Below are 25986 nucleotides of genomic sequence, written 5' to 3'. Positions count from 1 at the left end.
TTTCCCCAAGAACTAAATAAGCTCAATGTCGCATCCCAGCCTTAAACAAATGTTTAAGAGCATCAATTTTAGACAGTCGTCATTCGGGCCTTGAGATGGCCATTTTTATACGCGAAAGTACCTTTTATATCTCCAGATTGGCAAAAAATCGAGGATCGAATGTCCGAAAAAAGGGTTCCAGTTCACACCACTGCACGCAAAATCAATGGCCGTTGGGCCCGTACAAGCGTGGCTGCGTTGCTTGTCGCGGGGCTTGCCGGGTGCACATTTACCCAGACCAGTGATGTCAGCAATCCGATCGTGCGCAAGGGGTCCTGGTTCTCGTATCTGAATGCCGACGACCTTCGTCAGGCCTGTTCGGCCGGTGATGCCGAGGGGCAAATTCGCATTATTTATAATGCCGACTACTATAAGGAAATCCGCGTCTTTGAGCTCGACCCGTATCCGGGGTTTGAGGAATTCAACCTGACCACCCGCGTCTTTGGCCCGCTGGAGGTCAAGGACATCAATGTTGAGCTCAATGCGCCGCTTGGTGCGTTCGGCGGCGAAGAAGCTGTCGACCGGATAGATCGCGAATCCTATCTCGCCGTCACCGATGCTTTGCAGGCCGAGGGTTTCGGAACGCAAAGCCGCGATGGCCTGCGTCTGTATTCTGACGACTATTACTGGGTCGCGATTGGATGTTCGTCTGGCGGCATCACGCTCGGCGCTTGGGCGTCTGGTGTCGATGATATGCGTGCGCTTGAATTCCCGGATGTGTTGGCAAGTTTGTCGTCGATTGAGCGAGAGCTGCCTGAGCCGCCGGCTGCTGAAAATGCGCGTTCCCAGGGGGCGGCGCAGTTGCACTACGTTCAGAATAACGACTCTCGTGATTTCTACCGTACCGTGCGTGGAAACATGCTGCGTTAAGTGGCTTTAGGCCTGTAAGCGAGCGTCGGAGTGCCATGTTTGTAGGGCATCAGTTAAAATAGAATTTGCTGCAACGCAGCAAGGGTGTCGGCTAGTGCCTTGATCAAACTGATGTTTTATAATTTGCCTCGGTATTCCGGCGTTTTTGGTCCGTCAGATTCCCTGGTTTGTGCTGGAAGTGTCACTAAACTGTGCTTGACGAAGTGGGGGTTTTCCATCTAGGGTTATGTTGCAATGCAACATTGATCCGGGATGATGTCCCGGCGATCAGGAGGTTGAGGCAATGGCTGTTTCCAGGAAGAAAACGTCCGGGAAAACCGCAAAGAAGCCGGTTACCACGTCGTCATCCAAATCTGCACCTGCATCTGTGCCTTCGGTTTCCGAGGCGGCCCCTGTGAAGCGCAGGGTTATGACCTCATCGGAAATTGAGGCTGCGGCCCAAAAGGCATCCGTCGCGGATGTAACGGTGGCGGCGTCAAAGCCCGCTGACACCGACACCTCGACCAAAGCAGCTGCAAAAACAGCTGAGGGTGCTGCGGCCAAGAGCTCAGCGCCTGCCGCTCAAGTGGCGAAGGTGACTAATTCAGCGCCAGCTGAGACAACTTCAGCCACCAAGGCGAAAGCCGCCAAAGCCAAAGAAGCGGTTCCTTCTGAAAAGGCGCAAAGCGAAGTCTCGTCCTCGGGCACAGAAGCTGCCTCGGAGATTCCGTCGTCTTCTCCTGCGCCGAAACAGGGAAAATCTCCCGTTGCAAAAACAGGGGCCGCGCGACCGGCTGCAGCTGCAAAGCCCAAAGCAGCCAAATCGACAGCGCCCGTATCGTCCACCAAAAGTGAAAAGGCCAGTACCGTGAGCACGAAACCCAAATCCGCGGCAACCAGCAAATCGGCCGCATCTTCCGCCCCGAAAAAGACCACCACTGCCAAGGCAGCTCCGAAAAAGGCTGCTGCAGCTCCGGCAAGCGAGGCATCAAAATCTGCCCCGGCACCAAAGGCTGTAACGCCAGCCAAGCCGGCGGCAAAACCGGCTGCGCCGAAGGCCGTAGCCCCCGCGAAGCCAACCACTTCGCCAGCGCCGACCAAGCCGGCAGAAGCACCCAAGCCGATCGCTGCCAAGCCAAAGGCAGAGCCAAAGCAGCCTGATGTTTTCGGCTTTGGCGCACTGTTTATGGATGGAACGGCGATGGAACCCTATTTCGAGCTGTGGAAAACGCCCGAAGTCGAGGCAATGGTTGCTGCGGGCAACGATGCGTTCGAAGACAGTTTTTCTGCCGCCAATGAAGCATTTGGCAAAATCTTTGAAACAATGACCGGTCAGGCAGATGTATTTTCTGGTGCCGGGTCGCGGGTTGCGGCCCAGTATGAAGAGCTGCTTGATACGCAAAAGAAAAGCTTCGAGGAAGTCTGGCAGGCCACCATGGCGATGTTTGAAAAGACCGGTGGCATTGGCACCGAGCTTTCCAGCCGGATGCAGAAGGAGTTCGAAGCTTCCCAGGATGATCTTGATGAATTGACGAAGGTCGAAAGCCTTGCCGATCTTCAGGAACTCCATACCCGCATTATCAATCGCTGCTATGCCAACAGCGTCGCTGAAGGCGAGAAAATGCAGGAAATTATGTTTGGCGCGCTTTCGGACGGACTGGAAGCAATCAGCAAGGCAACAAATGTCGCGATGAAGTGATGGCGGGAATCCCGAGGTTGGATCGCAACCATCCTGATAATCCGAATTTCCGGGCGGACATGGCAATCAGTCATGTCCGCCTTTTCTTTGCGTTTTTCGGTTCTGGTGAAAATTCCGCACAACCTTGGCGACAATCACAAGGAAGTTTGTCGGCTGATCTTGCAGTGCGTTATTCGCGGCCTAAATGAATCGAAGATGGACAACAAACGAAACACGGATGCACAATAAATTCGTAGTGATCACCGCCTAGCGGACTTTGAAAGAGTTTGGCAATGACCTATCATGGAGTTCATGCAGGAAATAAGGGTTCCGGTAAGTAGAAGATGACTGAACAGGATAATGACGGCACTGATCTGCCGAACACGGGGATCGTAACAAAGACACGGCCCAAGACGAAAAAGCCGTCCATGTACAAGGTGCTGTTGCTGAATGACGACTACACACCCATGGAGTTCGTCGTTCACGTACTGGAACGGTTTTTTGAAAAGGGACGTGAAGAAGCCACCGAGATCATGCTTCAGGTACACCGCAAGGGTGTAGGGGTGTGCGGTGTCTTTACCTACGAAATCGCAGAAACCAAAGTTAACCAGGTCATGGACCTGGCCCGCCAGAATCAGCATCCGCTGCAGTGTACCTTAGAGAAGGAGTGACATATGCTATCGCGCAATCTTGAGGAAAGCCTGCACCGTGCGCTCGCATATGCGTCGGAGCGTCGGCACGAATATGCCACTCTTGAACATCTTTTGCTGTCATTGACAGAAGATCAGGATGCCCTGGCGGTTCTTAAAGCCTGCCGGGTCGATATTGATCGTCTGCGGTCTGACTTGCTGGAATTCGCCGATAGCGAACTTTCCGGCCTGATCAGTGCGCGTTTGGTCGATCCCAAGCCGACCGCCGGTTTCCAGCGCGTTATCCAACGCGCCGCCATCCACGTGCAATCATCCGGACGCGAAGAAGTTACAGGCGCCAATGTCCTTGTTGCCCTGTTCTCGGAGCGGGAGTCGCATGCTGTCTATTACCTGCAGCTGCAGGATATGACGCGTCTGGATGCGGTGAACTACATTTCACATGGTATTGCCAAGGCATCCGAGATGAATGAACGTCGCATCCCGCGTGGTGCCGATGAAGAACCGGTCTCGGGCATGTCGCCAGAAGGCGAAGAAAGCGGCCCGGCCGAGGGCGAGGCGCTCAAGGCCTATTGTGTGAACCTCAATGTCAAAGCCCAGAGCGGCAAGATCGATCCGCTGATCGGACGTCAAAGCGAAATTGACCGTACCATTCAGGTGCTGTGCCGCCGGACCAAGAATAACCCGCTTTACGTCGGGGATCCGGGCGTTGGTAAAACCGCCATCGCCGAAGGTCTTGCGCGCCGGATCAATGATGGTGACGTGCCTGAGGTGCTGGAAAATGCCACGATCTTTGCGCTTGATATGGGCGCACTTCTGGCCGGCACGCGCTATCGCGGCGATTTCGAAGAACGCCTGAAGGCGGTCGTCAAGGAACTCGAAGAGTATGAGGGGGCTGTTCTGTTCATTGACGAAATCCACACCGTGATCGGTGCGGGTGCCACGTCGGGTGGGGCCATGGATGCCTCGAACCTGCTCAAGCCGGCACTGGCAAGCGGATCGCTTCGGTGCATCGGGTCGACGACCTATAAGGAATTCCGGGGTCACTTTGAAAAGGACCGCGCCCTTGTCCGTCGTTTCCAGAAAATCGATGTCGAGGAACCGTCCGAAGCCGATACCGTCAAGATCCTCAAGGGGCTCAAGCCCTATTACGAGGAGCATCACCAGGTCAAATACACCAACGAAGCGTTGCGCTCCGCTGTTGAGTTGGCGTCGCGTTACATCAGTGACCGCAAGCGGCCTGACAGTGCGATTGACGTGATTGACGAGGTCGGTGCATCCCGCATGCTGATCGCACCAAGCAAGCGCAAGCGGACTGTTGGCAAGCGTGATGTCGAGGAAATCGTCGCCAAGATTGCCCGCATCCCACCAAAATCGGTTTCGACCGACGACCGCAAGGCGCTCGCCAATCTTGAGCGCGATCTTAAAACGGTTGTGTTTGGTCAGGATGGCGCGATCGAGGCGCTTTCAAGTGCGATCAAGCTTGCCCGGGCAGGTTTGCGTGAACCTGAAAAACCGATTGGCAGTTACCTGTTCTCGGGCCCGACCGGTGTTGGTAAGACCGAGGTGACCAAGCAACTGGCAACCGTCATGGGGATCGAGTTCATCCGATTTGACATGTCCGAATATATGGAACGCCACAGTGTTTCACGTCTGATTGGTGCGCCGCCGGGCTATGTCGGGTTTGATCAGGGTGGTCTGCTGACCGATGCTGTTGATCAGCACCCGCACGCAGTTGTGCTGCTCGATGAAATTGAAAAGGCCCATCCGGACCTGTTCAATATTCTTCTACAGGTCATGGATCACGGCAAGCTGACCGACAATAACGGCAAGACGGTCGATTTCCGCAATGTCGTGCTGGTGATGACGACCAATGCTGGCGCGTCGGATATGGCCAAGCCGCCAATCGGCTTCAAGCGCGAAATGCGCACCGGCGAAGATGAAGAGGCAATCAAACGCACCTTCACGCCGGAATTCCGCAACCGTCTGGATGCGGTCATTCCGTTCGCCAACCTGAAGCCGGAAGTCGTCAAAATGGTCGTCGACAAGTTCATCTTGCAGCTTGAAGCGCAGTTGGCGGATCGTAACGTTTCGATCGAGCTCACCGAAGCGGCCCGGAGCTGGATGGCCGAACGCGGTTACGATGTGGCCTTTGGGGCGCGTCCGTTGGGCCGCGTTATTCAGGAGCATGTCAAAAAGCCGCTCGCTGAAGAGTTGCTGTTTGGCAAGCTGTCCAAAGGTGGTGCTGTGCTGGTCGATATTGAAGACGACGCGGTCATTTTCCGCTATCCGGAAGATGACAACGGCGAAAAACAACAGAAAAAAGATCCCGAGATGGCGGGCTAACAGAAGCCTTTTGCTGTTCTCAGGTTGTTGTTAATGATTGGCAGTATAGATTGGTGCCCGGAGACCCAGTTTCCGGGCACCGTCATTTCAAGAATGCCAGAATGTTATGAGCCAAGCAGCACAACGAAAATACAGAAACGAGGTCGAGGAGTTTCTCTCCCGGCTGGAATTGCGTGCGCGCAAGCTGATTGCGCTTGCCGAAGTGCTCGAAAAGAATGCCGACAAGTCCGATGTGACCGGTTACCGCCCGTTCCGTGAGGAAGTTGACAACTTCAAGGCGTTGTCGCTGGTAATTATGGAGCGGATGAACAAGCTCGAAAGTCATCCCAAGAAAGAAGAACTCGAAGAGCAGTTTCACAAGCTGCAGGTCTTGATGCTGCGTATTGTGATCAAAACCAGTCTAAAGTTCTTCTTTATCATGAGTGCCAAGGAAAACCTGCCGCTTGGCGCCCGTGAGATGTTTCAGAGCGAGTTGCGTACCCTCTATGAGGCAGAACGCATGATTTCTGACCCGCGCTATATCCGTCAGCTTGACGACTCCGCCAAGGAAGATCTCGATACGGCCAAAGACATCCTCGAAGAAATCATCGAAAAGGCGCCAGCCTTGCTGAATCTCGGTGCTAGCAAGAAAAAGAAAAAGCGCAGCAGCTAGGCGCATTAAGTTGCGTGAAAATAACGAAATGTTCTAAATTAGAAGTAGTTATTTGCAAATTGCAAAGATTGATTTTTGCAATTTGCAATCTTTGCATTTTGAAATGCAAAGATTATGGGGTAATATTTCTGTGTTCGCCAAAGAGCGTGTCCGATATCCCCAAAAACGTCGGGTTTCCGGGGATTTATAAAGTTGGCACGCTTCCTGCTTAGGTCAGGGTGGACAGTTGTTCTTTGCAGGGGCGCGTCTCGCGCCTGGAACAACGTAATCTTCTGCAGTTTGCTCGTGTCCCAACCAAACTCAGCGGCGGTTTTATACCGCCGCTTTTTTCTTGCCTGAATTTCGGGTTTCCCGTTTCCCCAACTTCTGCTGATCGCACTGTTGTTTTAGGGCGCGCAATCCACATATGGAAAATGTGGAAGCTCCTCTCATGCGGCTCCACTTTTCCTTGGATTCTAAAAAAGGTTGTATTCGAATTATATCCTTTGTATAAGGCGCTATACGAATAGATAGTCAACTCACGCCGTCGGCATAGACTAGGGGAGTAAAACGAATGAAATCCAAGTGTTGTGTGGCTTTGGCCGGGATGCTGACAGCAGCAGTGCTTGCTGTGCCGCATGTCGCGTTTGCCAAGGCAGAGTTGCCGGGAGATCCCAACGTGCTCATTACTGATGAAGTGATCCGCGATATCCGCGAGTGGCTTGCTAATCCGGTTGTGGCACTGTCGATCACATCGCAAAACAAGCTGCGTACGAACATGACGCAGGATGAGATTGATGCGGCAGACCAGCAATGGCGCGCAGAGCGCGAAGCTGAAGACCAGCCACTGGTCGCTGCAATCCTGACCAACCCGCTGTCGAGTTATCTTACCCAGATCCAGGCACGTTCCGGCGGATTGTTTGCCGAGATTTTCGTGATGGACTCGGTGGGCCTCAATGTCGGTCAAAGTTCCATCACGTCGGACTTCTGGCAGGGGGATGAGGCAAAGTTCCAGAATACCTATCCGAATGGGGCGGACGCCGTGTTTATTGACGAGGCCGAATACAATGAGGGTTCGGACTCTTGGCGCACGCAGCTCAACATGACAATGAGCGACGCGGACCGTCAGCCGATCGGTGCTGTGACCATTGAGGTCAATCTCAACGAACTCGCGCGTCGACGCGGTCTGTAGGGGAAAAAGTGATGAAATTTTTTGAAAACCTCTCTATCCCGTCAAAATTGATGACCTGCTTTGCGATCATGATCGCCGTGATCCTGATGGTCGCCGGTGCTGGTATCTTTGCAACCATGAAGGTCAACAGTGCGAATGAACAGCGCGAGTACCTTTCCGAGTTCGAGCGGGACTACCGTGATCTTGATCGGGCTTATCTGATGGCCCGTCAGGAACTGATTTACTTCCTGACCACGGGGGATCGTGCCGGTTTGGCCGGTTATGAAACCGCGCTTGAAGAAATCGATATCCGGACCGACGTGCTGAAGTCTTATGAAGTGATCAACCCAGAGGTCGCGACATTGATCGAAGACATGGACGGCGCAATTGATCGCTGGGAAGAAATCGCGCTCCAGCAGGCAGAGCTGATGCATCATTATCTGACGGTCAACCATGCCCGTGCGATTGAAGCATCCGGTGAGCCGCGCGAACTGGCCGATCAGGTCACCATGATTGCCGGTGATCTTGCTAAAAATATCGATCAACTGGTGCTTGATGTTGAGGCCGAAGTCGAACAGGCGATGACCATCTTCCAGATTACCCTGGGGGTTGGTGTTATCCTGTTGATCGCGATGGCGGTGCTGTTTGGCGGAACATTGTCACGCATGATCGCAACGCCGATCCGCAAGATGACCGAAGCGATGGGCAACCTTGCGGCCGGGAACCTTGATATCGAAACGCTTGATATGAAGCGTGCCGATGAAGTTGGTGCGATGGCGAAATCGCTTGAAGTCTTCCGCGAAAACGCCCGTGAACGTGCCCGCATGGCCGAACAGGAAAAAGTCGAAGCCCAGCGTCAGGTTGAACGCAGCCAGCGTATGGGAAGCCTTACCAAGGGCTTCGATGAGAAAATCCAGGATGTGTTGACGGCAGTGAATGCAGCACTTGATGACGTGCGTTCGGCCTCCGAGACACTGACTTCGCACGCGCAGCGCGCCAACCAGGACGCACAGGATGTGGCCGAACAGGCCCAAGAGTCCTCGACCAACATCGAAACGGTCGCGTCTGCAACCGCACAGTTGTCGGCCTCGATCTCGGAAATCTCGTCGCAGATTGCCCGCGTGACCGAAATCACGCAGGTCGCGGTTGGCGAAACCGAACGGACCAACGAACGTGTCGAGAAACTCAATGATGCCGCGCAAAGCGTTGGCGAGGTTGTCAATCTGATCAGTGACATCGCCGATCAGACCAACCTGTTGGCACTGAACGCGACAATTGAATCGGCCCGTGCCGGTGAAGCAGGCAAAGGCTTTGCGGTCGTTGCTGGTGAGGTCAAAAATCTTGCTTCCCAGACGGTTAAGGCAACCGAGCAGATCACGGCCAAAATCGCCGAGATGCAAGGCGAAACCGGTGCTGCCGCTGAGGCCGTGCGTGGCTTTGCCGACACCATCACCAAGATCGACGAGCTGATGTCGGTTGTTGCCAGTGCCGTCGAAGAGCAGGGTGCAGCAACCGAGGAAATCTCACGCAGTGTCGAAGGAGCGGCCAACGGTAACGTTGCCATCACCAATGCTGTGAAAAACGTCGCGGATGCAACGACGGAAAGTGGCGATCTGTCGAACGGCCAGCTTGATAGCGTCGGTCGACTGGCTGCCGCCAATGACGAGTTGCGCAGCCATGTTAATGGCTTCCTGGATGACGTTCGTACCGTCTGACGCATCAGATATCTTGATAAAAAAGGCGCGGGGGAAATCCCTGCGCCTTTTCTTTTTGTCTTGTGTTTGGGTCAGCTTTTCGGGGTGGGTTGGTCCTGGCGATAGGGGCTGTGTTCCGACAGGATAAAATCGCGATCCTGATCAATATGATCGCGTTCCTGTGCCAGAAACTGCGCAACAGCGCGCTTAAGGCCCGGATCCGCAATCAGGTGGGCGGAATGTGTAATCACCGGCTCGTAGCCGCGCTGAATCTTGTGTTCGCCCTGTGCCCCGGCCTCGACTGTTTTCAGGCCATGTTCAATGGCGATATCAATCGCCTGATAATAACAGGTCTCGAAATGCAGAAGCGGCGTGCGATCAATCGTGCCCCAGTTGCGGCCATAAAGCGTTTCCGACCCGATCATGTTAAGCGCACCGGTCACCATTTCGCCGTCATTGAAGGCGCAGACCAGAACCGTACGGTCGCTCATGCGTTCATGAAGCAGGTCAAAGAATTCGCGCGTTAAATAGGCCTGACCCCATTTGCGGTCCGATGTATCGCGATAGAAATGATAAAACCGGTCCCAATGATGGGGCTTCAGATCATCTCCGCGCAGTGCTTCAAAACTGTACCCGGCTTCAAGAACCTGTTTGCGTTCCTTGCGCAGGTTTTTGCGTTTGCGCGAATTAAGCGCGCCGAGAAAATCATCGAAATTCTGATAATCACGGTTGAGCCAATGGTACTGCATGCCGGTGCGCGGTAAAAAACCAGCCTGCTGCATCTGCCTGCTTTCATCGCCGCTACAGAACGTGACATGCAATGTCGCCATGCCAAGCTTTTCTGGCAGGATCGTCATGCCATTGATAAGAGCGCCACGAACACTGTCAGGATCTGGGTGATCCTTGGCAACAAGCAGCCTCGGGCCAGGGACTGGGGAAAACGGCACGGCTGATTGCAGTTTCGGGTAATAGCGCCCGCCAGCGCGTTCATAGGCCTCTGCCCATGCCCAGTCGAAAACATATTCGCCGTATGAATGGGCTTTGACATAAAGCGGCACAATGCCGATCACAGAGCCTGTTTCATCCTCGGCCACCAGATGAAAGGGCTGCCAGCCGGTTTCGGCCGTGGTCGAACCGCTGTCTTCCATGGCTGAAAGAAAGGCAAAACTGACAAACGGGTTATCATCCCCCGCACAGTTGTCCCAGTTCTGTTGTCCGATTTGATGGATATCGGTGACGGTTCTGATTTCGACAGGCAAAGCAAGTTCCCCGAAGCGGGTCCCCAAAGGTGATAAAGGCCCGTTGAAGGGGCCTGATTTTCATACGCATTAGCCGGTATATGCGTTCAGAAGATAGGCGCAATGCACATTTACGCAAGGGAAAGCCTTTGACGGACGTGCCGCGAAGTCCTATTTCATTGTGCCACAGGCCGTTTCAAACGGTTTGAAAAACGGCTCGGGGATTTTCCCGTGTCGCCCTCGCGAAGAAAAGGATGGTGCGCCGTGAACAGCAAACTTTCGTTGGAGAAGGACAAGATCAAGGTTGTCCTGCTCGAAGGAATCCATGAAAACGCTGTAAAGATGTTCAAAGAGGCCGGCTACTCAAATGTCGACCATTACCCTGCTGCGCTCGACGCGGACGAACTGAAGTCCGTTGTCTCCGAAGCGCACTTTTTGGGCATTCGTTCCCGTACCAAACTCACCGAAGAAGTCATTGATGCCGCATCCAAGCTGACCTCGATCGGCTGTTTCTGCATCGGCACCAACCAGGTTGACCTGCAGGCTGCGGCCATGCGCGGCATTCCGGTGTTCAACGCACCGTATTCCAATACCCGTTCGGTTGCTGAACTGGTGCTGGGTCAGATCATCATGCTGCTGCGTGGTATTCCCAAGCGCAATGCCGCCGCCCATGACGGTGGCTGGCTGAAAAACGCCCATGGCTCCTACGAGGCGCGTGGCAAGACGCTGGGTATCATCGGTTATGGCCATATCGGTTCGCAGCTGTCGGTGCTGGCGGAATCGCTTGGCATGAATGTGATTTACTTCGACGTGGTCAACAAGCTGGCCATGGGGAATGCCAATTCCTGTTCGTCGATGGATGAACTGCTTGAAAAGTCCGATGTCGTCACCCTGCATGTTCCGGCCAATGAGCAGACCAAGAACATGATCACCGGTGCCGAAATCGCCAAGATGAAAAAGGGCGCGCACCTGATCAATGCCGCGCGTGGCAATGTCATCGTGATTGAAGATCTGGCAGCGGCGCTTGAAAGCGGTCATCTGGCTGGTGCGGCACTTGATGTGTTCCCGGTTGAGCCGGCAGGCAAGGACGAACAGTTCGAAAGCCCGCTGCGCGGCATGAGCAACGTGATCCTGACCCCGCACATTGGCGGATCGACACAGGAAGCACAGGAAAACATCGGGATCGAGGTGGCAGACAAACTGATCACCTATTCCGATAACGGTTCGACCCTTGGGGCTGTGAACTTCCCGGAAGTCTCGCTTCCGGTCAAGGACCGCACCCATACCCGCTTCATGCACATTCACCGCAACGTTCCGGGCGTGCTGCTTAAGATCAACGACGTGTTCGCCCGTCGTGGTATCAACATCAGCGGCCAGTACCTGCGTTCCGAAGGTGGCGTTGGTTATGTGGTTGTCGAAGTCGACAAGGAAATCAAACCGGGCGAGGGCGTTCGTAAGGAGCTGTCAGGCATTGAAGGCACGCTTCGTGTCCGCTTCCTGTTCTGATCCGAACAGATAGTTTTGAATAAACAAAAGGGCGGGTGCCAAAACGGTGCCCGCCCTTTTTGTTGTCGGTTCTGGCTGCCCTAAAGCTTGCGATACATAACCAGTGCATCGGTTTCGCCCAATGTCGGGTGCATGAACGCACCGGGCAGGCGCCCAACAATCTCAAAACCAAGCTTCGGCCACAGGTGAACAGCGGCGGCGTTGCTGGCGATCACGAAATTGAACTGCATGGCGCGATAGCCCAGCACCTTGGCGCGCAGCAGTGAGTCTTCGCACATGCGCCGTGCAATGCCCCGGCCACTGGCCGCGGGGGATGTCATATAGCCACAATTACAAACGTGCGATCCGCCGCCGCCCTGATTTTGGCGGATATAATAGGTGCCGACCACCTTGCTGTCTTCCTCGGCCACTAGGGTGACCTTGTCCTTGCCCATCCAATAGCCAATGACGTCGTCGTCGGTCATGTCGCTATCGATGGCATAGGTGTCGCCGGCCCTAAGGATCGGGGCGACGATATCAACAATGGCGGAAATGTCTTGTTCGGTGGCGGGGCGAATGTTCATGTGGAACTCGTCTTGGTGTCGTAGGGGTGGTGGCAATCGCGACAGCAGAATTCAGGATCGCGGATGTGCCTCACTATCGCCGCCTGTCAGCGTTTCTTCAAGGATTTCCGGCTCGACCTCAAACGGAAGGTTGGCGCGTCCTGTCAGCGCCTTGGCCAGTTCGTTGCGATATCGCTCGCGCGGGATTTCCTCGACCCCGAACTGTTTGAGGTGATCGTTGACAAACTGCGTATCAAGCAGGCTGTAGCCGCCCTGACGCATCAGTGCGACCAGATAGACCAGGGCCACCTTGGACGCGTTTGTTGCGCGCGAAAACATGCTTTCACCAAAGAACGCCTTGCCGAGGCTAACACCATACAGCCCCCCAACCAGTTCGCCGTCTTTCCAGGCCTCGATCGAATGGGCACAGCCCATCTTGTGAAGCGCGCAATAGGCATCAAGGATGTTTTCGTTAATCCAGGTGTCATCGCGGGTGTCGGTGGGTTCTGCACAGGCGCGAATGACATCGGGAAAGGCCCGGTCGACATGGATTTTATAGGTGCCCTTGCGCACAGCCTTGCGCAGGCTGCGCGGGACATGAAACCCATCAAGCGGCAAGATGCCGCGCCATTCCGGATCAATCCAGTACAGGGTCGGATCATCGTGGCTTTCGGCCATGGGGAACAGGCCGACGGAATAGGCTCGGATCAAAAGATCAGGGGTCAGCTGGTTTGACATGATCGCAGTGATAATTGCTTCGGTCCTGTTTTCTGGTGACAATTTACATATTAGGAACGCTATGGGCTCCGACAAGGTCAACACTTCACCCAGTCTGAACCCATCACCGATTATAGGGAAGCCTGATTAACAGTTTGATGTGGATCGCAGATAAAAAAACGGGAACCCGAAGGTTCCCGTTTGAAATTGATTTCAGCGCTGATTACAGCGTTTTTTTCATGCCCATGAACTTTTCCAGCCAGTGGATGTCATAATCCCCTTTCTGGATGTCCGGGTTGGCAAGAAGTGTCTGATGCAGCGGGATGGTGGTTTTGATGCCGCCAATCGCATATTCCGCCAGTGCACGGCGCAGGCGCATCATACATTCTTCACGGTCACGACCATGAACAATCAGCTTTGCGATCATGCTGTCATAATAGGGCGGGATCGAATAACCGGCATAGATGCCGCTATCGACACGCACGCCCAGACCGCCCGGCGCATGATATTCCTTGATCTTGCCCGGTGACGGAACAAAGGTTTCCGGGTCTTCGGCATTGATACGGCATTCAATGGCGTGACCATGAATTTCAAGGTCTTCCTGCTTGAATGACAGCTCAAGACCAGCCGCAACACGGATCTGTTCACGCACAAGGTCAACACCGGAAATCATTTCCGTAACCGGGTGTTCCACCTGCAGGCGGGTGTTCATTTCAATGAAATAGAACTCGCCATTCTCATACAGGAACTCGATCGTGCCGGCATTGCGATAACCCATGCCGATCATGGCATTGGCAACCGTGGAGCCGATCCGTTCGCGTTCTTCTGCTGTCAGGGTCGGAGACGGGGCTTCTTCAAGCACCTTCTGGTGACGACGCTGCAAGGAACAATCGCGTTCAAACAGGTGAACGGCGTTGCCATGCATGTCGCCAATGACCTGCAACTCGATATGGCGCGGTTTGCCAAGGTACTTTTCCATGTAAACGGCGGCATTGCCAAAGTTCTGCAATGCTTCCTTGCGGGTCATGGAAAATGCTTCGGAAAGATCTTCTTCGCGATCGACCACTTTCATGCCACGACCGCCGCCGCCGCCAGATGCCTTGATCAGGACCGGATAACCGATCTCCTTGGCGCATTTGCGGGCTTCGTCAACGGTGGTGATTTCACCATCAGATCCCGGAACACACGGAATGCCAAGCTTTTCGGCCGTCTGTTTTGCCGTGATCTTGTCACCCATGGTGCGGATATGTTCCGGCGTCGGGCCGATGAAGGCAAAGCCGTGCTCTTCGACCATGGACGCGAAATCAGCACTTTCCGACAGGAAGCCGTATCCCGGATGGATGGCCTCGGCCCCGGTGATTTCAGCAGCCGAAAGGATGGCCGGAATATTCAGATAGCTGTCTTTGGATGCTGCCGGGCCGATGCAGACCGATTCGTCGGCCAGACGCACATGCATGGCGTCTGCATCAGCAGTGGAATGCACCGCGACAGTTTTGATGCCCATTTCGCGGCAGGCGCGCTGGATACGAAGCGCGATCTCACCACGGTTGGCAATCAGGATTTTGTCGAACATGCGGTTGATACCCCGACTTATTCAATAATGACCAGCGGCTCGTCATATTCGACCGGGTGGCCGTCGGTCGCGATAATCTGGGTGACCTTGCCCGATTTCGGGGCGCGGATCGGGTTGAAGGTTTTCATTGCCTCAATCAGCATCAGGGTCTGGCCTTCGGAAACCGATGCGCCAACCGAGATGAACGGTGCTGCACCCGGTTCCGGGGCGAAGTAAACAACGCCGACCATCGGCGATTTGACAGCACCCGGATGGGAACCTGCATCTGCCGGTGCGGCAGGGGGCAGCGCCGCAGCAGCAGCGGGTGCCGCAGCCGGGGCAGCCGCCGGAGCAGCAGCAACCATGGTGCCCTGACGGGCGACACGAATACGGTTGTCACCTGCGGCAACTTCAATTTCGGTCAGATTGGTGTCGTCCAGCAGCTCTGCGAGCTGGCGAATGGCGTCATTGTCGATGTTGAACTTGCTCATTTCGATATCTTTATGATGGTGTGTGGATCAATCCGCGCATGGCATCCAGGGCGTTCTTGTTGCTCCGGGAGCCAAAGCCATAGATCATGCCGTGTAAAGCTTTCGAGACGTATGGATCGTGTCTGAATGCATTCCGCTTTTGAATGTTGGACAGATGAATCCCGAATTTCGCCATGGTCGATGCGGCGAAAGCTTCAAGGATCGCAACCGATGTGTGCGTATATGCCTTAGCATTACCAAGAATGCCAGAGTCTTCTTGTCGGTTTTGCCTAAAACCAGTCAACCCGTTCACTTCCATTCTTGTTTCGAGGCATCCGTCGCTTGTCTGCCCGCGATGTTTGTCGATCGTCACGTAAACGTCCGAACCGCGCAGCAGCAGCGATCTGCATGCCCAACATTTGGAGTTGCGTTTATAACACGACTAAAGTCTGACGCAACTTTGCAGTGGCCTTTGCAACGCTGCCTTGATGCTTGGCCTGCATGGCAAATCTCGGCTCAATCCGGCTGCCAATGCGACCAAACCCAAAAAGCCGCGTAACACGGCTTGCCTCAGGCAAAGGTGCTGCGCATACTGCGCGGCAATTGTGAAGATTTTGATACCACAGGGATGAAGCAAAAAGATGCGTCTGACGATCAACGGTGAAGACCGCACAATCGAAAATGCCGGAAACGTTGCCGACCTTCTTGGCGAACTTGGAATCGCCCAGACCAAGGTCGCAGTCGAACGTAATCTGGAAATCGTTCCCAAGACGGCGTATGGCGAAACCCCGCTTGCGGATGGCGACAAACTTGAAATCGTTCACTTCATCGGTGGCGGTTCGCAGGAAGCTAATCTGGCGACGGCCGAAGATGACGGCTTTGTCGTTGCGGGCAAGAAATTCTCATCGCGTCTGCTGGTCGGGACCGGCAAATACAAGGATTTCGAAGAAACCAAAATCGCGATTGAGGCATCCGGGGCCGAAATCGTCACCGTTGCCGTGCGCCGTGTGAACCTGACCGACCCGAACCAGCCGATGCTGGTCGATTATGTCGATCCGAAAAAATACACCTATCTGCCCAATACGGCGGGCTGCTTTACCGCCGATGATGCGGTGCGCACGCTCCGTCTTGCGCGCGAAGCCGGTGGCTGGAACCTGGTGAAGCTTGAAGTGCTGGGCGATCAGGCGACGCTTTATCCCAATATGCCTGAAACGCTTGTCGCCGCCGAAGCACTCATCAAGGATGGCTTTGATGTCATGGTCTACTGCAGTGATGATCCCATTCAGGCCAAGATGCTTGAAGACATGGGTTGCTGCGCGATCATGCCGCTGGGCTCGCTCATCGGATCAGGCATGGGGATTTTGAACCCGGTCAATATCGCGCTGATCAAGGAAAACGCCAACGTGCCTGTTCTGGTCGATGCCGGGGTTGGCAGCGCATCGGATGCGGCGGTGGCCATGGAGCTCGGCTGTGATGGTGTCTTGATGAATACAGCCATTGCCGGGGCAAAGGACCCGATCCGCATGGCGCGTGCGATGAAACACGCGATCATTGCCGGACGTGAATCGTTCCTGGCTGGCCGCATGCCGAGAAAGAAATACGCTGATCCGTCCTCGCCTCTGGCCGGGATCATCTAGGCACTATCACTTGCCAAAACCCGCAATGCAAAAGGGCCGTTTCGAAAATGAAACGGCCCTTTTTGTGTTTTGTTGAGATGTCGAAACCATCAAACTGCAGATGTAGGCAGCTTGAGGGTCAACAGGCTTCCCGGATCAGGATGCGTCCTTCAGGCCCGCATCGACAAGTGCGTTGACGCGGTCCATATCCGCACCCGAGACCATGGTGCCATTGATGAGGAAGGCCGGGGTGCCGGAAATACCAACCGCACGCGCCATCGAGGAATACTGTGCCAACATGCCGCTGATTTCCGGTGATTTCATGTCGGCCAACATCTGGTCGACATCAACACCCGCACCGGCGGCCAAATCATTGATCGTGTTCTGGTCAAGAACGCCACGGCTGCTCATAAAGGCTTCGTGCACCGCCATGTATTTGTCTTGCTTGGCAGCGGCCAGTGCGGCACGCGCGGCAAGGCCGCTTTCTTCGCGCAGGATCGGGAATTCAACAAAGATGGTGCGTACCTTGCCATCACTATTTTCTGCAATTTCCTTCACGCCATCAAAGGCGCGCTTGCAGTACCCGCAGTGATAATCGAAAAACTCGATCACGGTCACCGGTGCATCAAGCGGGCCAACGGACGGAACGGAACTGTCGGCAACCAGTGCATCCCAGACCGGTGTGATCGCTTCTGCCTGCTGGCGGGCTTGTTCGGATGCTTGCCAGGTCTGAACGTTCTGAATGGCGCGCAAAAGAACATCCGGATTTTCAAGCAGGTACTGTTCGATAACGCCTTCGATTTCAGCTTTCTGATCGGTGCTGAGCGCATCCTGCGCCATTGCGGCCTGCGACCCAAGCAGCATGCCAAAACCAAGTGCCGTACCGGCAAGAAAGCGCTTTGCGATCTGGGAAGTCATAGGGCGTCCTTTTGTCTTTGGTCAGTCGATGACGTCTTGGTCCTGACCCTGATTACATGTGATGGTTTTTGATACGTGATCAGGCTGCTAACGGGAAAGTAAAATATGCGTTAGATGTGTGACACTGTTCTCGCTAGCGACGTGATCCTTGCCTGAAACAAGCCCGATCCAGACAAGCCGAACTTCATCGGCAGCCGTTTCAGGCCAATAGCGGCGATAAAGCGTTGCCAGGTCGAAATATTCGCGCTGCCATTCGCCGTAGCGCACCGAATATTGCCCAATCGCAATCCGCACTTCCTGATCCATTGTGGGTTTGCCCGACCCAAGATCGCTTTCCGTCCAGCTTCCTTGATCCTGGCGCCGAAAGCCAAGAACCAGTTCCACATCGCCGACCTGAGCGGCACTGTTGAACTGCCAGTCAAACGACAGGAATGGCGAGGCCAGCACAATCACATTTGTCCGGCGCCCGATTTCAAAGGCGCCTATGCCCGGGCGGGCGGCAAGGGCAATGCGCCCGTCCTTGTCTTCCCAGCCAAGCGGGGCTGGTGTGGTGTCTTGTGCTTGGTGAACCTGCCAATAGCGCGGCGGATTGCTGAGCGAAAACGGCGCATAAAGCAGCTTCAGATCACCACTGACATCCACACCCGCATCGGGCAGGGTGCAGCCCGCCAACCCCAGGGATCCGATGACAATCATCAAAGACGCAGCACGTCGTACTTTTGAGAGAGTCCAGACCGGATGCAAAAGTGCTCGCAGAGCGACCTGCATCCTCAATTGGGTTTATCCTTGCTTGGCACGCCATCAGGATTGGTGGCCTGCAGGATATCTTGCGCCCGAAGCCACGCAGCCGTTCCTTTTTCAAGTTTCCGGTCCGCCTGAACCGCGTGATAGCTTGCGGCCTGCCTATCACCGGTCAAAAGGCTGTATTCAGCTTGGGACAGGGACGCTTCGCCCTCATTGCCAAGCCGGTTTTCGACAATCGCGCGGAAACGCCATGCGGACGCGTTGCCACGTTCCCGTGACAACGCGCCAATCAGGTTCTCCTTGGCCGGGGCAAGATATTGTTCATCGCCGGTTTCAATCATCGCATGGGCCAGCAGCAGCCGGATCAGCGGCGCGCCATTGGACAGTTCTGCGGAATTTTGCAGCGGCGGGATGGCTTCGCGCGCACGGCCGAATTCCAGAAGAATCTGGCCTTTCAATTCCTCGAAATAGGCGTTCGACGGTTCCTCGGCGATCAGGCCTTCGATGATCTCAAGAGCCGGATCAAGCTGGGAATCGCGATAATAGGCGATGGAACGGGCATAGCGTGCCGGAATGCTGGTATCGCTTTCCGGGTAGGTGCGCATCGTATTCTGGATATGGTTGGTAAAGGCAAACAGCTTGGCGCGCATGCGGGCATGGCGTTCATAAAGTTCCGGGCTGACCTTGGCATCCTTAAGCGGCGAGTTGGCCACATAATTCTCAAGAAAATCGACACGCTCGACAGTGAGCGGGTGGCTTCGCAGATACGGGTCCTGGCTAGCGGTGCTCAGCAATTCCTGACCTTCAAGCGTCTCCATGAATTCCATCATGCCGCGTGCTGAAATACCAGCCTCTGTCAGATACTTCACGCCGGCCTGGTCGGCACTGCTTTCCTGGGTTCGGGAATAGGCAAGGAAGTTACGGGTCGCAACGTTCTGACCACCGAGAATGGCGGCGGTACCAACGTCAGACCGGCCCGCGGCAACACCTGCGGCAACCCCGGCAATGGTGGACAGAATGGAGATCGCAGACGCGTTGCGCAGCTGGTCATGAACACGCGAAAGGTGGCCGCCCGATATATGACCGGTCTCGTGGGCCATGACGCCGATAACCTGTTCGGGAGTCTCTGCTTTTAACAACAGCCCAGTATTGATAAAAAGCTTTTGGCCCCCGGCAACAAATGCGTTCAAGCTGTTGTCGGAAACGATATAAACTGACACGCCATTCGGATCGAGGCCCGCCGCCCTGAAAATGGGCGTGGCATACATCCGGAGGGTTTCTTCGATCTCTGTATCGCGGATAAAAGAACGACCCTGCGCGAAAACCGTGCTAGGCAGGGCAACAAGGAAAATGGCAGTGAGAGTAATAATGCGTCTGAGCAAAATGTGCGTTCCATATTTTCGTTCGACTGATGTCGGTTCCATGCCGACGCGCAAGCCATCATGGCGGATCGCGTTCGCAATCGCAATGACTGCCGGTCTTGCTGCATGTAGTGCTAATGAAACAGAAAATATTGGTCAAATAGGGGCAGTCGCTGGCTATTTCGGCGGCGTCGTCGCCGATGAGCCGCGCGCGGTGCGCAATGCGCGCGATGTTTTGTCGGCTGGCGGGACGGCGGCGGACGCGGCGGTGGCGCTTTATGCCACCATGACCGTGACCAAGCCCTCGGTTGCCGGTATCGGCGGGGGCGGTGTTTGTGTTGTGCATGACCGCGCGACGCAAAAGGTCGAAGTTCTTGATTTCTGGCCGCGCCCAGGCACCCGGACCGGTTCCGATCAGACCGCAACCACCATTCCGACCGTGCCGCGCGGCCTTTATGCGCTAAGCGCGCGTTACGGCCGTTTGCAGTGGGGCTCTTTGATCAGTGCGGCTGAGCAATATGCCCGCCTTGGCGTGCCGGTTTCGCGCTCGCTGGTCAAGGATATCGAGGCAAACCGTGCCCGGATCGAAGCCAGCCCGGCGCTGCGCGCGACCTTCATGCCAGATGGCAAAATGCTTGAGGTCGGCGATCGCATTCGCGCGGTTAACCTGGCAGCCCTTCTGACCTCGCTTCGCGTCAAGGGACCGGGCGAGTTTTATAACGGCGCATTGGGTGCGGATATCGCCAATGCCGTGACGGCCGCCGGTGGTACGCTTACTGCCGAAGACATGCGCAGCTATCGCCCGCAATGGAAAACCGCGGCCGAGGTCAAGGTGGGCAATGAAACCCTTTACCTTGCCTATCCGCCGCGATCTGATTCCGGTGCGTCCGTGATTGCTGGGGGCAGCGACCTTGCCGATATCCTCAACCGCTATCTGGCGGATATCGCGTCGGGGACGGAGGCTGCACAAGCCAAAGCCGGACGCAGTGGCTTTGTTGTCGTTGACCGTGCGGCCAATGCGGTTGCCTGTGTCACCACCATGAACACGCCGTTTGGCGCCGGGCTTGGTGCGGATGCCTTTGGCCTTAACCTTGCAGCGGGCGATGCCGCCATGGTCTCGACACCGCTGATGGGGCCGGCTCTGATGGTGAACCCGTTTGTTTGGGAATATTATTACGGTATCGCCGGGACAGGCACGCCAGCCGGGGCGACCAAACAGATCGCCACCATGGCCGAAGACCTGATTGGCAGCGGTGCCGCATCCGGTGTGGCGCTTAATTCTGACGGGGCGTCTTCGGTCAATGTGATCAAGTGCCTTGAAGGTACGCCACCCCATCCGGAAAGCTGCCAGTTCCTTGCCGATCCGGCAGGCGGCGGCATGGCCGGGACCCGCTAATCAAAGACCACCAAACAGGGCAGGGGACAACCTGCCCTGTTGTTCTTGAACCCATGTCAGGACCCCACAAATGGCATTGAAACAATCCCTTCGCGGCGCAATTTCGCCCTTTATCGTGATGGACGTCATGCGCGCGGCCAATGCGCGCGAAACCGAAGGCAAGGCTGTCTATCACCTCGAAGTCGGTCAGCCAGGAACCCCAGCACCGCGCAAGGTGCGCGAAGCCGCGGCCAAGGCACTTGAGAGCGATCTGATCGGCTATACCAACGCCATGGGCATTGATCCACTGCGCGAAGCCATTGCCGGGCACTATAAAACCAAATTTGGTGTCTCGGTCGATCCGGCGCGCGTCTGTGTCGCCAGTGGGTCGTCCTCAATCTTTGTGCTGGCGTTTCTGGCCGCGTTTGATGCGGGCGACCGTGTTGCCATGGCAGCACCCGGTTATCCGGCCTATCACAACATTCTAAGCGCGCTTGGCATTGATACAGTCAACCTGCCGGCGGGGCCGGAAACCCATTATCAGCCGACCGTACAGATGCTGCGTGATCTTGATGAGCCGGTCGATGGCCTGATCGTTGCCAGCCCGTCCAACCCGGCGGGCAGCATGATCGATGTTGAAACCTATCGTGAGTTGGCGACCTATTGCCGCGACAATGGCATTCGCCTGATCAGTGACGAGATCTATCAGGGCATTTCATTTGGTGATGTTGCCGAATGTACTGCCCTTGAATTCGGCGATGAAGCGATCATCATCAACAGCTTCTCGAAATACTTTTCCATGACCGGCTGGCGTCTGGGCTGGGCGATTGTGCCGCCCGATCTGATGCGTGCGGTCGAATGCCTGCAACAGAACCTATTTATCTCTGCCCCGGCATTGTCGCAGCTGGCCGCAGTGGCCGCGTTCGATTGCGAAGACGAACTGCAAGCCAATATCGCGGCCTATGCGCGCAATCGTGAAATCCTGCTTGATGGGCTGCCAAAGGCGGGCTTCACCAAATTCGCCCCGGCCGATGGCGCGTTTTACCTTTATGCCGATGTTCGCGAACTGACCACTGACAGCGAAGCTTTCTGTAAACAGATGCTCGAAGAAACCGGTGTTGCGACCACGCCGGGCACTGATTTCGACCGTCTGCGCGGCAAGGGTTATGTCCGCTTCTCATTCGCGCATAGCGAAGAAACCATGACAGGTGCGGTCAAGGCGCTTCAGAACTGGAAACGCTGATCTTTCAAAAGATCGCCAAAGAAAAAGGGCTGCCCGATGGGCAGCCCTTTTTTGTTTGATCTGTTGGCCGGCCTTAACGACCAAGGCTCCACCAGCCGCGTTTTTTCGGCTTCGGCTTTTCATCCTTTGCCGGCTCGGGCGCAGGTGCTGCTTCCGGTGCCGGTTCGGCATTCTCGGCTTTGGCCGGTTCAGCTGCTTTCGGCTCTGCCGGTTTTTCTACCGGGGCCTCTGCCTTCGGAGCATCTTCCTTCGCCGCTTCCGGTTTCGGTGCCGGGGCACTGACTTCTGCCGGGGCAGGGGCCGGTGCGCTTGCTGCTTCCGGTTTGGCTTCGCTCGGTGCTTCCGACGGTGCTTCCGGGACCGGACCAGACTGGATCGGGATGTTCTTCACATCGCGCTCGTTGCTGCCGTCATTGTCGCCGTCACGATTGTTCGGGCGGTTGTTACGGTCGCGACGATTGCGGCGGTTGTCATTGCGATCACGGCGCGGACGGGCCGGGGCCGGGGCAGTCGTGCTACGCGAACGACCCGCACGAACACCCTCCTGATCGAAGCTATCGGCATCCTGACCTTCGCTGTCGGCATCGATCACGGTGTCTTCATCCGTGCCGTCCGGTGCTTCGTGATCGCGGTTGCGGCGTGCTGCCGTCAGGGCCGGATCATCTGCGGGCGAACGGGTACGGTTGCCGTCAAAGTCCTGACGGCGCGAACGACGGCGACCACCACGCTTGCCGCGACGGCGGCGTTTGCGGTTGCTGTCATCATCATCGTCGTCATTGTTGTTATTGCGATCATTGTTGTCAGACGCATCCTCGCTGTCGCCCGATGCATCCTGCTGCTGATCATTGTTGCGATCATCGCGGTCATCGTTGCGGCCACGGCGGCGACGACGGCGACGACGGCGCTTGCCGCTCTGATCGTCATCTTCGTTACGTTCCGTGTCGTCTTCGTCATCCGTATCAACCGGATTTTCAATCGCGGTCAACGAGACACTGTCGGTATTGAGAACCGGTGCGGCATCGTCGGCTTCGTCACCCTTTTTCGCACGGGTGCGTTCGATGCGGTGATCTGGCGAAATCAGGCTGTCATCACCAAAGATCATGACGCTGAAGCCATAACGGCTTTCGATCTCGCCAAGCGAGTCACGCTTGCGGTTCAGGACATAAAGCGCAACTTCACTGGCAACATGGACGGTCAGCGCGCCGGAACGGCGGCGCATGCCTTCTTCCTCGATGACGCGCAGCAGATGCAGGGCTGCACTTTCGATCGAACGGACAAGGCCGACACCACGGCAGTGGGTGCAAACTTCAAACGCGCTTTCGACCAGCGACGGACGCAGGCGCTGACGCGACATTTCAAGCAGGCCAAACGGGCTGATGCGACCGATCTGCAGGCGGGCACGGTCGTTGCGCATTGCTTCTTTGAGCTTGCGTTCGACGGATGCCTGGTTGCGGTGGTCTTCCATGTCGATAAAGTCGACAACGATCAGACCGGCAAGGTCACGCAGGCGCAGCTGGCGTGCCAGTTCTTCGGCCGCTTCAAGGTTGGTCTTGTAAGCGGTTTCTTCGATGTTGCGTTCACGGGTCGAACGGCCGGAGTTCACGTCAACCGCGACCAGTGCCTCGGTCGGGTTGATGACAAGATAACCACCGGATTTAAGCTGTACGACCGGGTTGAGCATCGCATCAAGCTGGCTTTCCACCTGGAAACGGTGGAACAGCGGCACGCCCTGATCCTTATAGGGCTGCACACGCTTGGCATGCGACGGCATCAGCATCTTCATGAAGTCTTTGGCAACGCGGTAACCTTCGTCACCTTCGACCAGAACTTCATCAACATCACGTGCGTAAAGGTCACGGATGGAACGTTTGATCAGATCGGCTTCTTCGTAAATCAGGCACGGTGCCTGGCTCTGAAGGGTGGTTTCGCGGATACGATCCCACAGACGCATCAGGTAATCAAAGTCACGCTTGATTTCGGCCTTGGTCCGTTCGGCACCGGCCGTACGAACGATAACTGCCATGCCATCGGGAATCTCAAGCTCAGCCAGAATGGATTTCAGGCGCTTGCGGTCCTTGGCATTGGTGATCTTGCGCGAAATGCCACCACCACGCGGGGTGTTTGGCATCAGAACGCAATAACGACCGGCCAGCGACAGGAAGGTCGACAGGGCTGCACCCTTGTTGCCGCGCTCTTCCTTGACGACCTGAACCAGAATGATCTGGCGGCGTTTGATGACTTCCTGAATTTTGTAGCGCTTCTGAAGCTGACGGCTGTGCGATTCGACGAACTCGTCACTGTCATCGCCACCAAGGTCTTCGATGTCTTCTTCGACATCGGCATTGGTATCAAGGGCGGTGACTTCGGTATCGGTGTCGACATCAACGTCCAGCTCGGCGACTTCGGCGGCCATTGCAGCATTTCCGCCGGTTGGCGTGTCATCACCGTTTGAACCACTGTCGTCGTTGCCTTCGGAAGAGGTGCCTGCATCTGCATCCGAACCGGCTGCTTCGACCTCGTCGCTTTTCTTGCGACGGTTGCGCGGGCGACGGCGACGCGGCTTGGCGTCTTCTTCGTCACCGGAACCGGTGTTCTCGGATGCCGCATCAGCCGGGGCAGCGGCATCGGTCGATGCGTCTGCATCCGTGGTTTCTACTTCTGGCGTGTCGGAGGTTTCGTCCTTGTCCTTGGCGCGCGGTTTGCGGCGCGAACGGGAACGTGACGGTTTCTTTTCTTTTTTCGGGCTGTCTTCGCCGTCGCCGATATTGTCTTCGACGATTTCGGCGTCCTTGACCTGCGTGTTGCCTTGGGCATTGCCCTGCGCAATCGCTTCGCGGTCAGCAACCGGAATTTGATAATAGTCGGAGTGGATTTCGCTAAAGGCAAGGAAACCGTGACGGTTTCCGCCATAGTCAACGAAGGCCGCCTGAAGCGACGGTTCTACCCGCGTGACTTTGGCGAGATAGATATTACCCTTGATCTGTTTTTTCGTCGATGTTTCGACGTCGTATTCTTCTAGGCGATTTCCATTAATAACAACGACGCGGCTTTCTTCCGCGTGCGTTGCATCGATAAGCATGCGTTTGACCATTCGGAACCTGTTCCTATGGGCCCCGCCAGTTCAATGCTATGGGCGCAATTGCGCTGATATGCAAACAAACCGGCGTGTCCGGAGGCGCCGCCCATAAAGGTCGCGATATGTCCTGTATGTATCTGGGTCATCGCGTGTCGGCTGCTCTTCCGGTTGGACCTGGTTTTGGTGTTGAAACAAAAGAATTAGATTGCGTGTCTTTTCGAGCGCGCCAAGACAGCCTTTTTGAGGAGGGCTCTATCGGGAGCGGGAATTGCCGCGTCACCGAGACACCGACCGTAAGAACTGCACTCGTCGCGTCCTCAGCTTGGTGGCATTTTGGTTGCTTACCACAAAGCTATTAGGAATCTCGGGTGCAACATATCCCTTTTATGCGTTTGCTACAAACAGTTTTGTTGCTGGATGTGACGACTTTCTGACAGACCTGTTCAAAAACACAACGAAATCCGCGTGATTTTGCGCAGGGCGATTAATTTCGGGCAAATATATGAAAAGACACTGTTTTTATCCGGTGATCAATTTGCCTTGCCGTCGCGCAAAGTTGATGACGGGGACCGA

General features: G+C 55.6%; 23 protein-coding genes. 11 read left to right on the top strand and 12 right to left on the bottom strand.

Going from position 1 to position 25986, the window contains the following annotated elements; all coding sequences use genetic code 11:
- Positions 1 to 159 precede the first annotated feature (159 nt).
- Positions 160 to 909 carry a hypothetical protein gene (locus tag ACXAIA_RS15355; protein WP_475350098.1) on the top strand — a complete coding sequence of 250 codons (750 nt, stop codon included), beginning with the start codon at positions 160 to 162 and terminating at the stop codon, positions 907 to 909.
- 267 nt (positions 910 to 1176) lie between these two features.
- On the opposite strand, the gene ACXAIA_RS15350 is transcribed toward ACXAIA_RS15355, so the two are convergent.
- The gene (locus tag ACXAIA_RS15350) at positions 1177 to 1452 is read right to left on the bottom strand and encodes a hypothetical protein (protein ID WP_475350097.1); all 276 of its coding nucleotides are present in this window, start codon (positions 1450 to 1452) and stop codon (positions 1177 to 1179) included.
- An 18-nt stretch (positions 1453 to 1470) separates the two neighbouring features.
- The gene (locus tag ACXAIA_RS15345) at positions 1471 to 1764 is read right to left on the bottom strand and encodes a hypothetical protein (protein ID WP_475350096.1); all 294 of its coding nucleotides are present in this window, start codon (positions 1762 to 1764) and stop codon (positions 1471 to 1473) included.
- Here ACXAIA_RS15345 and ACXAIA_RS15340 point away from each other — a divergent pair.
- The 6 genes from ACXAIA_RS15340 (at position 1757) to ACXAIA_RS15315 (ending at position 9076) form a co-directional block, all read left to right on the top strand.
- Positions 1757 to 2587: a phasin family protein gene (locus ACXAIA_RS15340; protein ID WP_475350095.1), complete on the top strand. Its 831-nt coding sequence runs from the start codon at positions 1757 to 1759 to the stop codon at positions 2585 to 2587. The two genes, ACXAIA_RS15345 and ACXAIA_RS15340, sit on opposite strands and share 8 nt — an antisense overlap.
- 323 nt (positions 2588 to 2910) lie before the next feature.
- Positions 2911 to 3237, top strand: a complete 327-nt coding sequence (gene clpS / locus ACXAIA_RS15335; protein WP_008890601.1) for an ATP-dependent Clp protease adapter ClpS — start codon at positions 2911 to 2913, stop codon at positions 3235 to 3237.
- 3 nt (positions 3238 to 3240) lie between these two features.
- The gene (gene clpA, locus ACXAIA_RS15330; RefSeq protein WP_475350094.1) at positions 3241 to 5559 is read left to right on the top strand and encodes an ATP-dependent Clp protease ATP-binding subunit ClpA; all 2319 of its coding nucleotides are present in this window, start codon (positions 3241 to 3243) and stop codon (positions 5557 to 5559) included.
- A 106-nt stretch (positions 5560 to 5665) separates the two neighbouring features.
- Positions 5666 to 6211, top strand: coding sequence for a hypothetical protein (locus tag ACXAIA_RS15325; protein WP_475350093.1), 546 nt, complete (start codon positions 5666 to 5668; stop codon positions 6209 to 6211).
- Between the two features lie 553 nt (positions 6212 to 6764).
- Entirely contained in the window at positions 6765 to 7382 is a 618-nt protein-coding gene (locus ACXAIA_RS15320) for a hypothetical protein (protein WP_475350092.1), read from the top strand.
- 11 nt (positions 7383 to 7393) lie between these two features.
- Positions 7394 to 9076, top strand: coding sequence for a methyl-accepting chemotaxis protein (locus tag ACXAIA_RS15315; protein ID WP_475350091.1), 1683 nt, complete (start codon positions 7394 to 7396; stop codon positions 9074 to 9076).
- A gap of 71 nt (positions 9077 to 9147) precedes the next feature.
- On the opposite strand, the gene ACXAIA_RS15310 is transcribed toward ACXAIA_RS15315, so the two are convergent.
- Positions 9148 to 10314 carry a GNAT family N-acetyltransferase gene (locus ACXAIA_RS15310; RefSeq protein ID WP_475350090.1) on the bottom strand — a complete coding sequence of 389 codons (1167 nt, stop codon included), beginning with the start codon at positions 10312 to 10314 and terminating at the stop codon, positions 9148 to 9150.
- A 243-nt stretch (positions 10315 to 10557) separates the two neighbouring features.
- Between ACXAIA_RS15310 and serA the strand changes: the two genes are divergently transcribed.
- Complete coding sequence (gene serA, locus ACXAIA_RS15305) at positions 10558 to 11799, top strand: phosphoglycerate dehydrogenase (RefSeq protein WP_475350089.1); 1242 nt, start codon at positions 10558 to 10560, stop codon at positions 11797 to 11799.
- 80 nt (positions 11800 to 11879) lie between these two features.
- Here serA and ACXAIA_RS15300 read toward each other — a convergent pair whose 3' ends face one another.
- The 5 genes from ACXAIA_RS15300 to ACXAIA_RS15280 form a co-directional block, all read right to left on the bottom strand.
- Positions 11880 to 12362, bottom strand: coding sequence for an N-acetyltransferase family protein (locus tag ACXAIA_RS15300; RefSeq protein ID WP_475350088.1), 483 nt, complete (start codon positions 12360 to 12362; stop codon positions 11880 to 11882).
- Between the two features lie 51 nt (positions 12363 to 12413).
- Entirely contained in the window at positions 12414 to 13079 is a 666-nt protein-coding gene (aat, locus tag ACXAIA_RS15295; protein ID WP_475345585.1) for a leucyl/phenylalanyl-tRNA--protein transferase, read from the bottom strand.
- Between the two features lie 202 nt (positions 13080 to 13281).
- The gene (gene accC, locus ACXAIA_RS15290; protein WP_475350087.1) at positions 13282 to 14631 is read right to left on the bottom strand and encodes an acetyl-CoA carboxylase biotin carboxylase subunit; all 1350 of its coding nucleotides are present in this window, start codon (positions 14629 to 14631) and stop codon (positions 13282 to 13284) included.
- A gap of 17 nt (positions 14632 to 14648) precedes the next feature.
- Entirely contained in the window at positions 14649 to 15101 is a 453-nt protein-coding gene (accB, locus tag ACXAIA_RS15285) for an acetyl-CoA carboxylase biotin carboxyl carrier protein (RefSeq protein ID WP_475350086.1), read from the bottom strand.
- A gap of 10 nt (positions 15102 to 15111) precedes the next feature.
- Positions 15112 to 15453 carry a type II 3-dehydroquinate dehydratase gene (locus ACXAIA_RS15280; RefSeq protein ID WP_475350085.1) on the bottom strand — a complete coding sequence of 114 codons (342 nt, stop codon included), beginning with the start codon at positions 15451 to 15453 and terminating at the stop codon, positions 15112 to 15114.
- Between the two features lie 268 nt (positions 15454 to 15721).
- On the opposite strand from ACXAIA_RS15280, the gene thiS reads away from it, so the two are divergent.
- Positions 15722 to 16717, top strand: a complete 996-nt coding sequence (thiS, locus tag ACXAIA_RS15275) for a sulfur carrier protein ThiS (protein WP_475350084.1) — start codon at positions 15722 to 15724, stop codon at positions 16715 to 16717.
- A gap of 135 nt (positions 16718 to 16852) precedes the next feature.
- Here thiS and ACXAIA_RS15270 read toward each other — a convergent pair whose 3' ends face one another.
- From ACXAIA_RS15270 to ACXAIA_RS15260, 3 genes are all read right to left on the bottom strand, one after another.
- Positions 16853 to 17614, bottom strand: coding sequence for a DsbA family protein (locus tag ACXAIA_RS15270; protein WP_475350083.1), 762 nt, complete (start codon positions 17612 to 17614; stop codon positions 16853 to 16855).
- Positions 17615 to 17701: 87 nt separating this feature from the next.
- A complete protein-coding gene (locus tag ACXAIA_RS15265) occupies positions 17702 to 18382 on the bottom strand; it encodes a hypothetical protein (protein ID WP_475350082.1) in 681 nt (226 codons plus the stop codon).
- 2 nt (positions 18383 to 18384) lie between these two features.
- Entirely contained in the window at positions 18385 to 19782 is a 1398-nt protein-coding gene (locus ACXAIA_RS15260; protein ID WP_475350081.1) for a M48 family metalloprotease, read from the bottom strand.
- On the opposite strand from ACXAIA_RS15260, the gene ACXAIA_RS15255 reads away from it, so the two are divergent.
- Together ACXAIA_RS15255 and ACXAIA_RS15250 are read left to right on the top strand one after the other, a co-directional pair.
- Positions 19727 to 21115, top strand: coding sequence for a gamma-glutamyltransferase (locus ACXAIA_RS15255; RefSeq protein ID WP_475350080.1), 1389 nt, complete (start codon positions 19727 to 19729; stop codon positions 21113 to 21115). The genes ACXAIA_RS15260 and ACXAIA_RS15255 overlap by 56 nt on opposite strands.
- Positions 21116 to 21185: 70 nt before the next feature.
- On the top strand, positions 21186 to 22337 hold the full coding sequence (locus tag ACXAIA_RS15250; protein WP_475350079.1) for a pyridoxal phosphate-dependent aminotransferase: 1152 nt from the start codon (positions 21186 to 21188) through the stop codon (positions 22335 to 22337).
- A 73-nt stretch (positions 22338 to 22410) separates the two neighbouring features.
- Here the strand turns inward: ACXAIA_RS15250 and ACXAIA_RS15245 are convergent, their stop codons facing one another.
- Positions 22411 to 25428, bottom strand: a complete 3018-nt coding sequence (locus ACXAIA_RS15245) for an Rne/Rng family ribonuclease (protein WP_475350078.1) — start codon at positions 25426 to 25428, stop codon at positions 22411 to 22413.
- Positions 25429 to 25986: the final 558 nt, after the last annotated feature.

Source organism: Thalassospira sp. ABL2_045, assembly GCF_056161285.1.
The sequence above is the reverse complement of the archived record's forward strand: the minus strand, read 5'-3'. Positions and strand labels throughout refer to the sequence as shown.

Excerpts from the sequence above, each read along its gene's own strand:
- ACXAIA_RS15355 (WP_475350098.1), top strand. The coding sequence starts at position 160 with ATGTCCGAAAAAAGGGTTCCAGTTCACACCACTGCACGCAAAATCAAT.
- clpS (WP_008890601.1), top strand. The coding sequence starts at position 2,911 with ATGACTGAACAGGATAATGACGGCACTGATCTGCCGAACACGGGGATC.
- clpA (WP_475350094.1), top strand. The coding sequence starts at position 3,241 with ATGCTATCGCGCAATCTTGAGGAAAGCCTGCACCGTGCGCTCGCATAT.
- ACXAIA_RS15325 (WP_475350093.1), top strand. The coding sequence starts at position 5,666 with ATGAGCCAAGCAGCACAACGAAAATACAGAAACGAGGTCGAGGAGTTT.
- ACXAIA_RS15320 (WP_475350092.1), top strand. The coding sequence starts at position 6,765 with ATGAAATCCAAGTGTTGTGTGGCTTTGGCCGGGATGCTGACAGCAGCA.
- ACXAIA_RS15315 (WP_475350091.1), top strand. The coding sequence starts at position 7,394 with ATGAAATTTTTTGAAAACCTCTCTATCCCGTCAAAATTGATGACCTGC.
- ACXAIA_RS15300 (WP_475350088.1), bottom strand. The coding sequence starts at position 12,362 with ATGAACATTCGCCCCGCCACCGAACAAGACATTTCCGCCATTGTTGAT.
- aat (WP_475345585.1), bottom strand. The coding sequence starts at position 13,079 with ATGTCAAACCAGCTGACCCCTGATCTTTTGATCCGAGCCTATTCCGTC.
- accC (WP_475350087.1), bottom strand. The coding sequence starts at position 14,631 with ATGTTCGACAAAATCCTGATTGCCAACCGTGGTGAGATCGCGCTTCGT.
- accB (WP_475350086.1), bottom strand. The coding sequence starts at position 15,101 with ATGAGCAAGTTCAACATCGACAATGACGCCATTCGCCAGCTCGCAGAG.
- thiS (WP_475350084.1), top strand. The coding sequence starts at position 15,722 with ATGCGTCTGACGATCAACGGTGAAGACCGCACAATCGAAAATGCCGGA.
- ACXAIA_RS15270 (WP_475350083.1), bottom strand. The coding sequence starts at position 17,614 with ATGACTTCCCAGATCGCAAAGCGCTTTCTTGCCGGTACGGCACTTGGT.
- ACXAIA_RS15265 (WP_475350082.1), bottom strand. The coding sequence starts at position 18,382 with ATGCAGGTCGCTCTGCGAGCACTTTTGCATCCGGTCTGGACTCTCTCA.
- ACXAIA_RS15255 (WP_475350080.1), top strand. The coding sequence starts at position 19,727 with ATGCGTCTGAGCAAAATGTGCGTTCCATATTTTCGTTCGACTGATGTC.
- ACXAIA_RS15260 (WP_475350081.1), bottom strand. The coding sequence starts at position 19,782 with ATGGAACCGACATCAGTCGAACGAAAATATGGAACGCACATTTTGCTC.
- ACXAIA_RS15250 (WP_475350079.1), top strand. The coding sequence starts at position 21,186 with ATGGCATTGAAACAATCCCTTCGCGGCGCAATTTCGCCCTTTATCGTG.
- ACXAIA_RS15245 (WP_475350078.1), bottom strand. The coding sequence starts at position 25,428 with ATGGTCAAACGCATGCTTATCGATGCAACGCACGCGGAAGAAAGCCGC.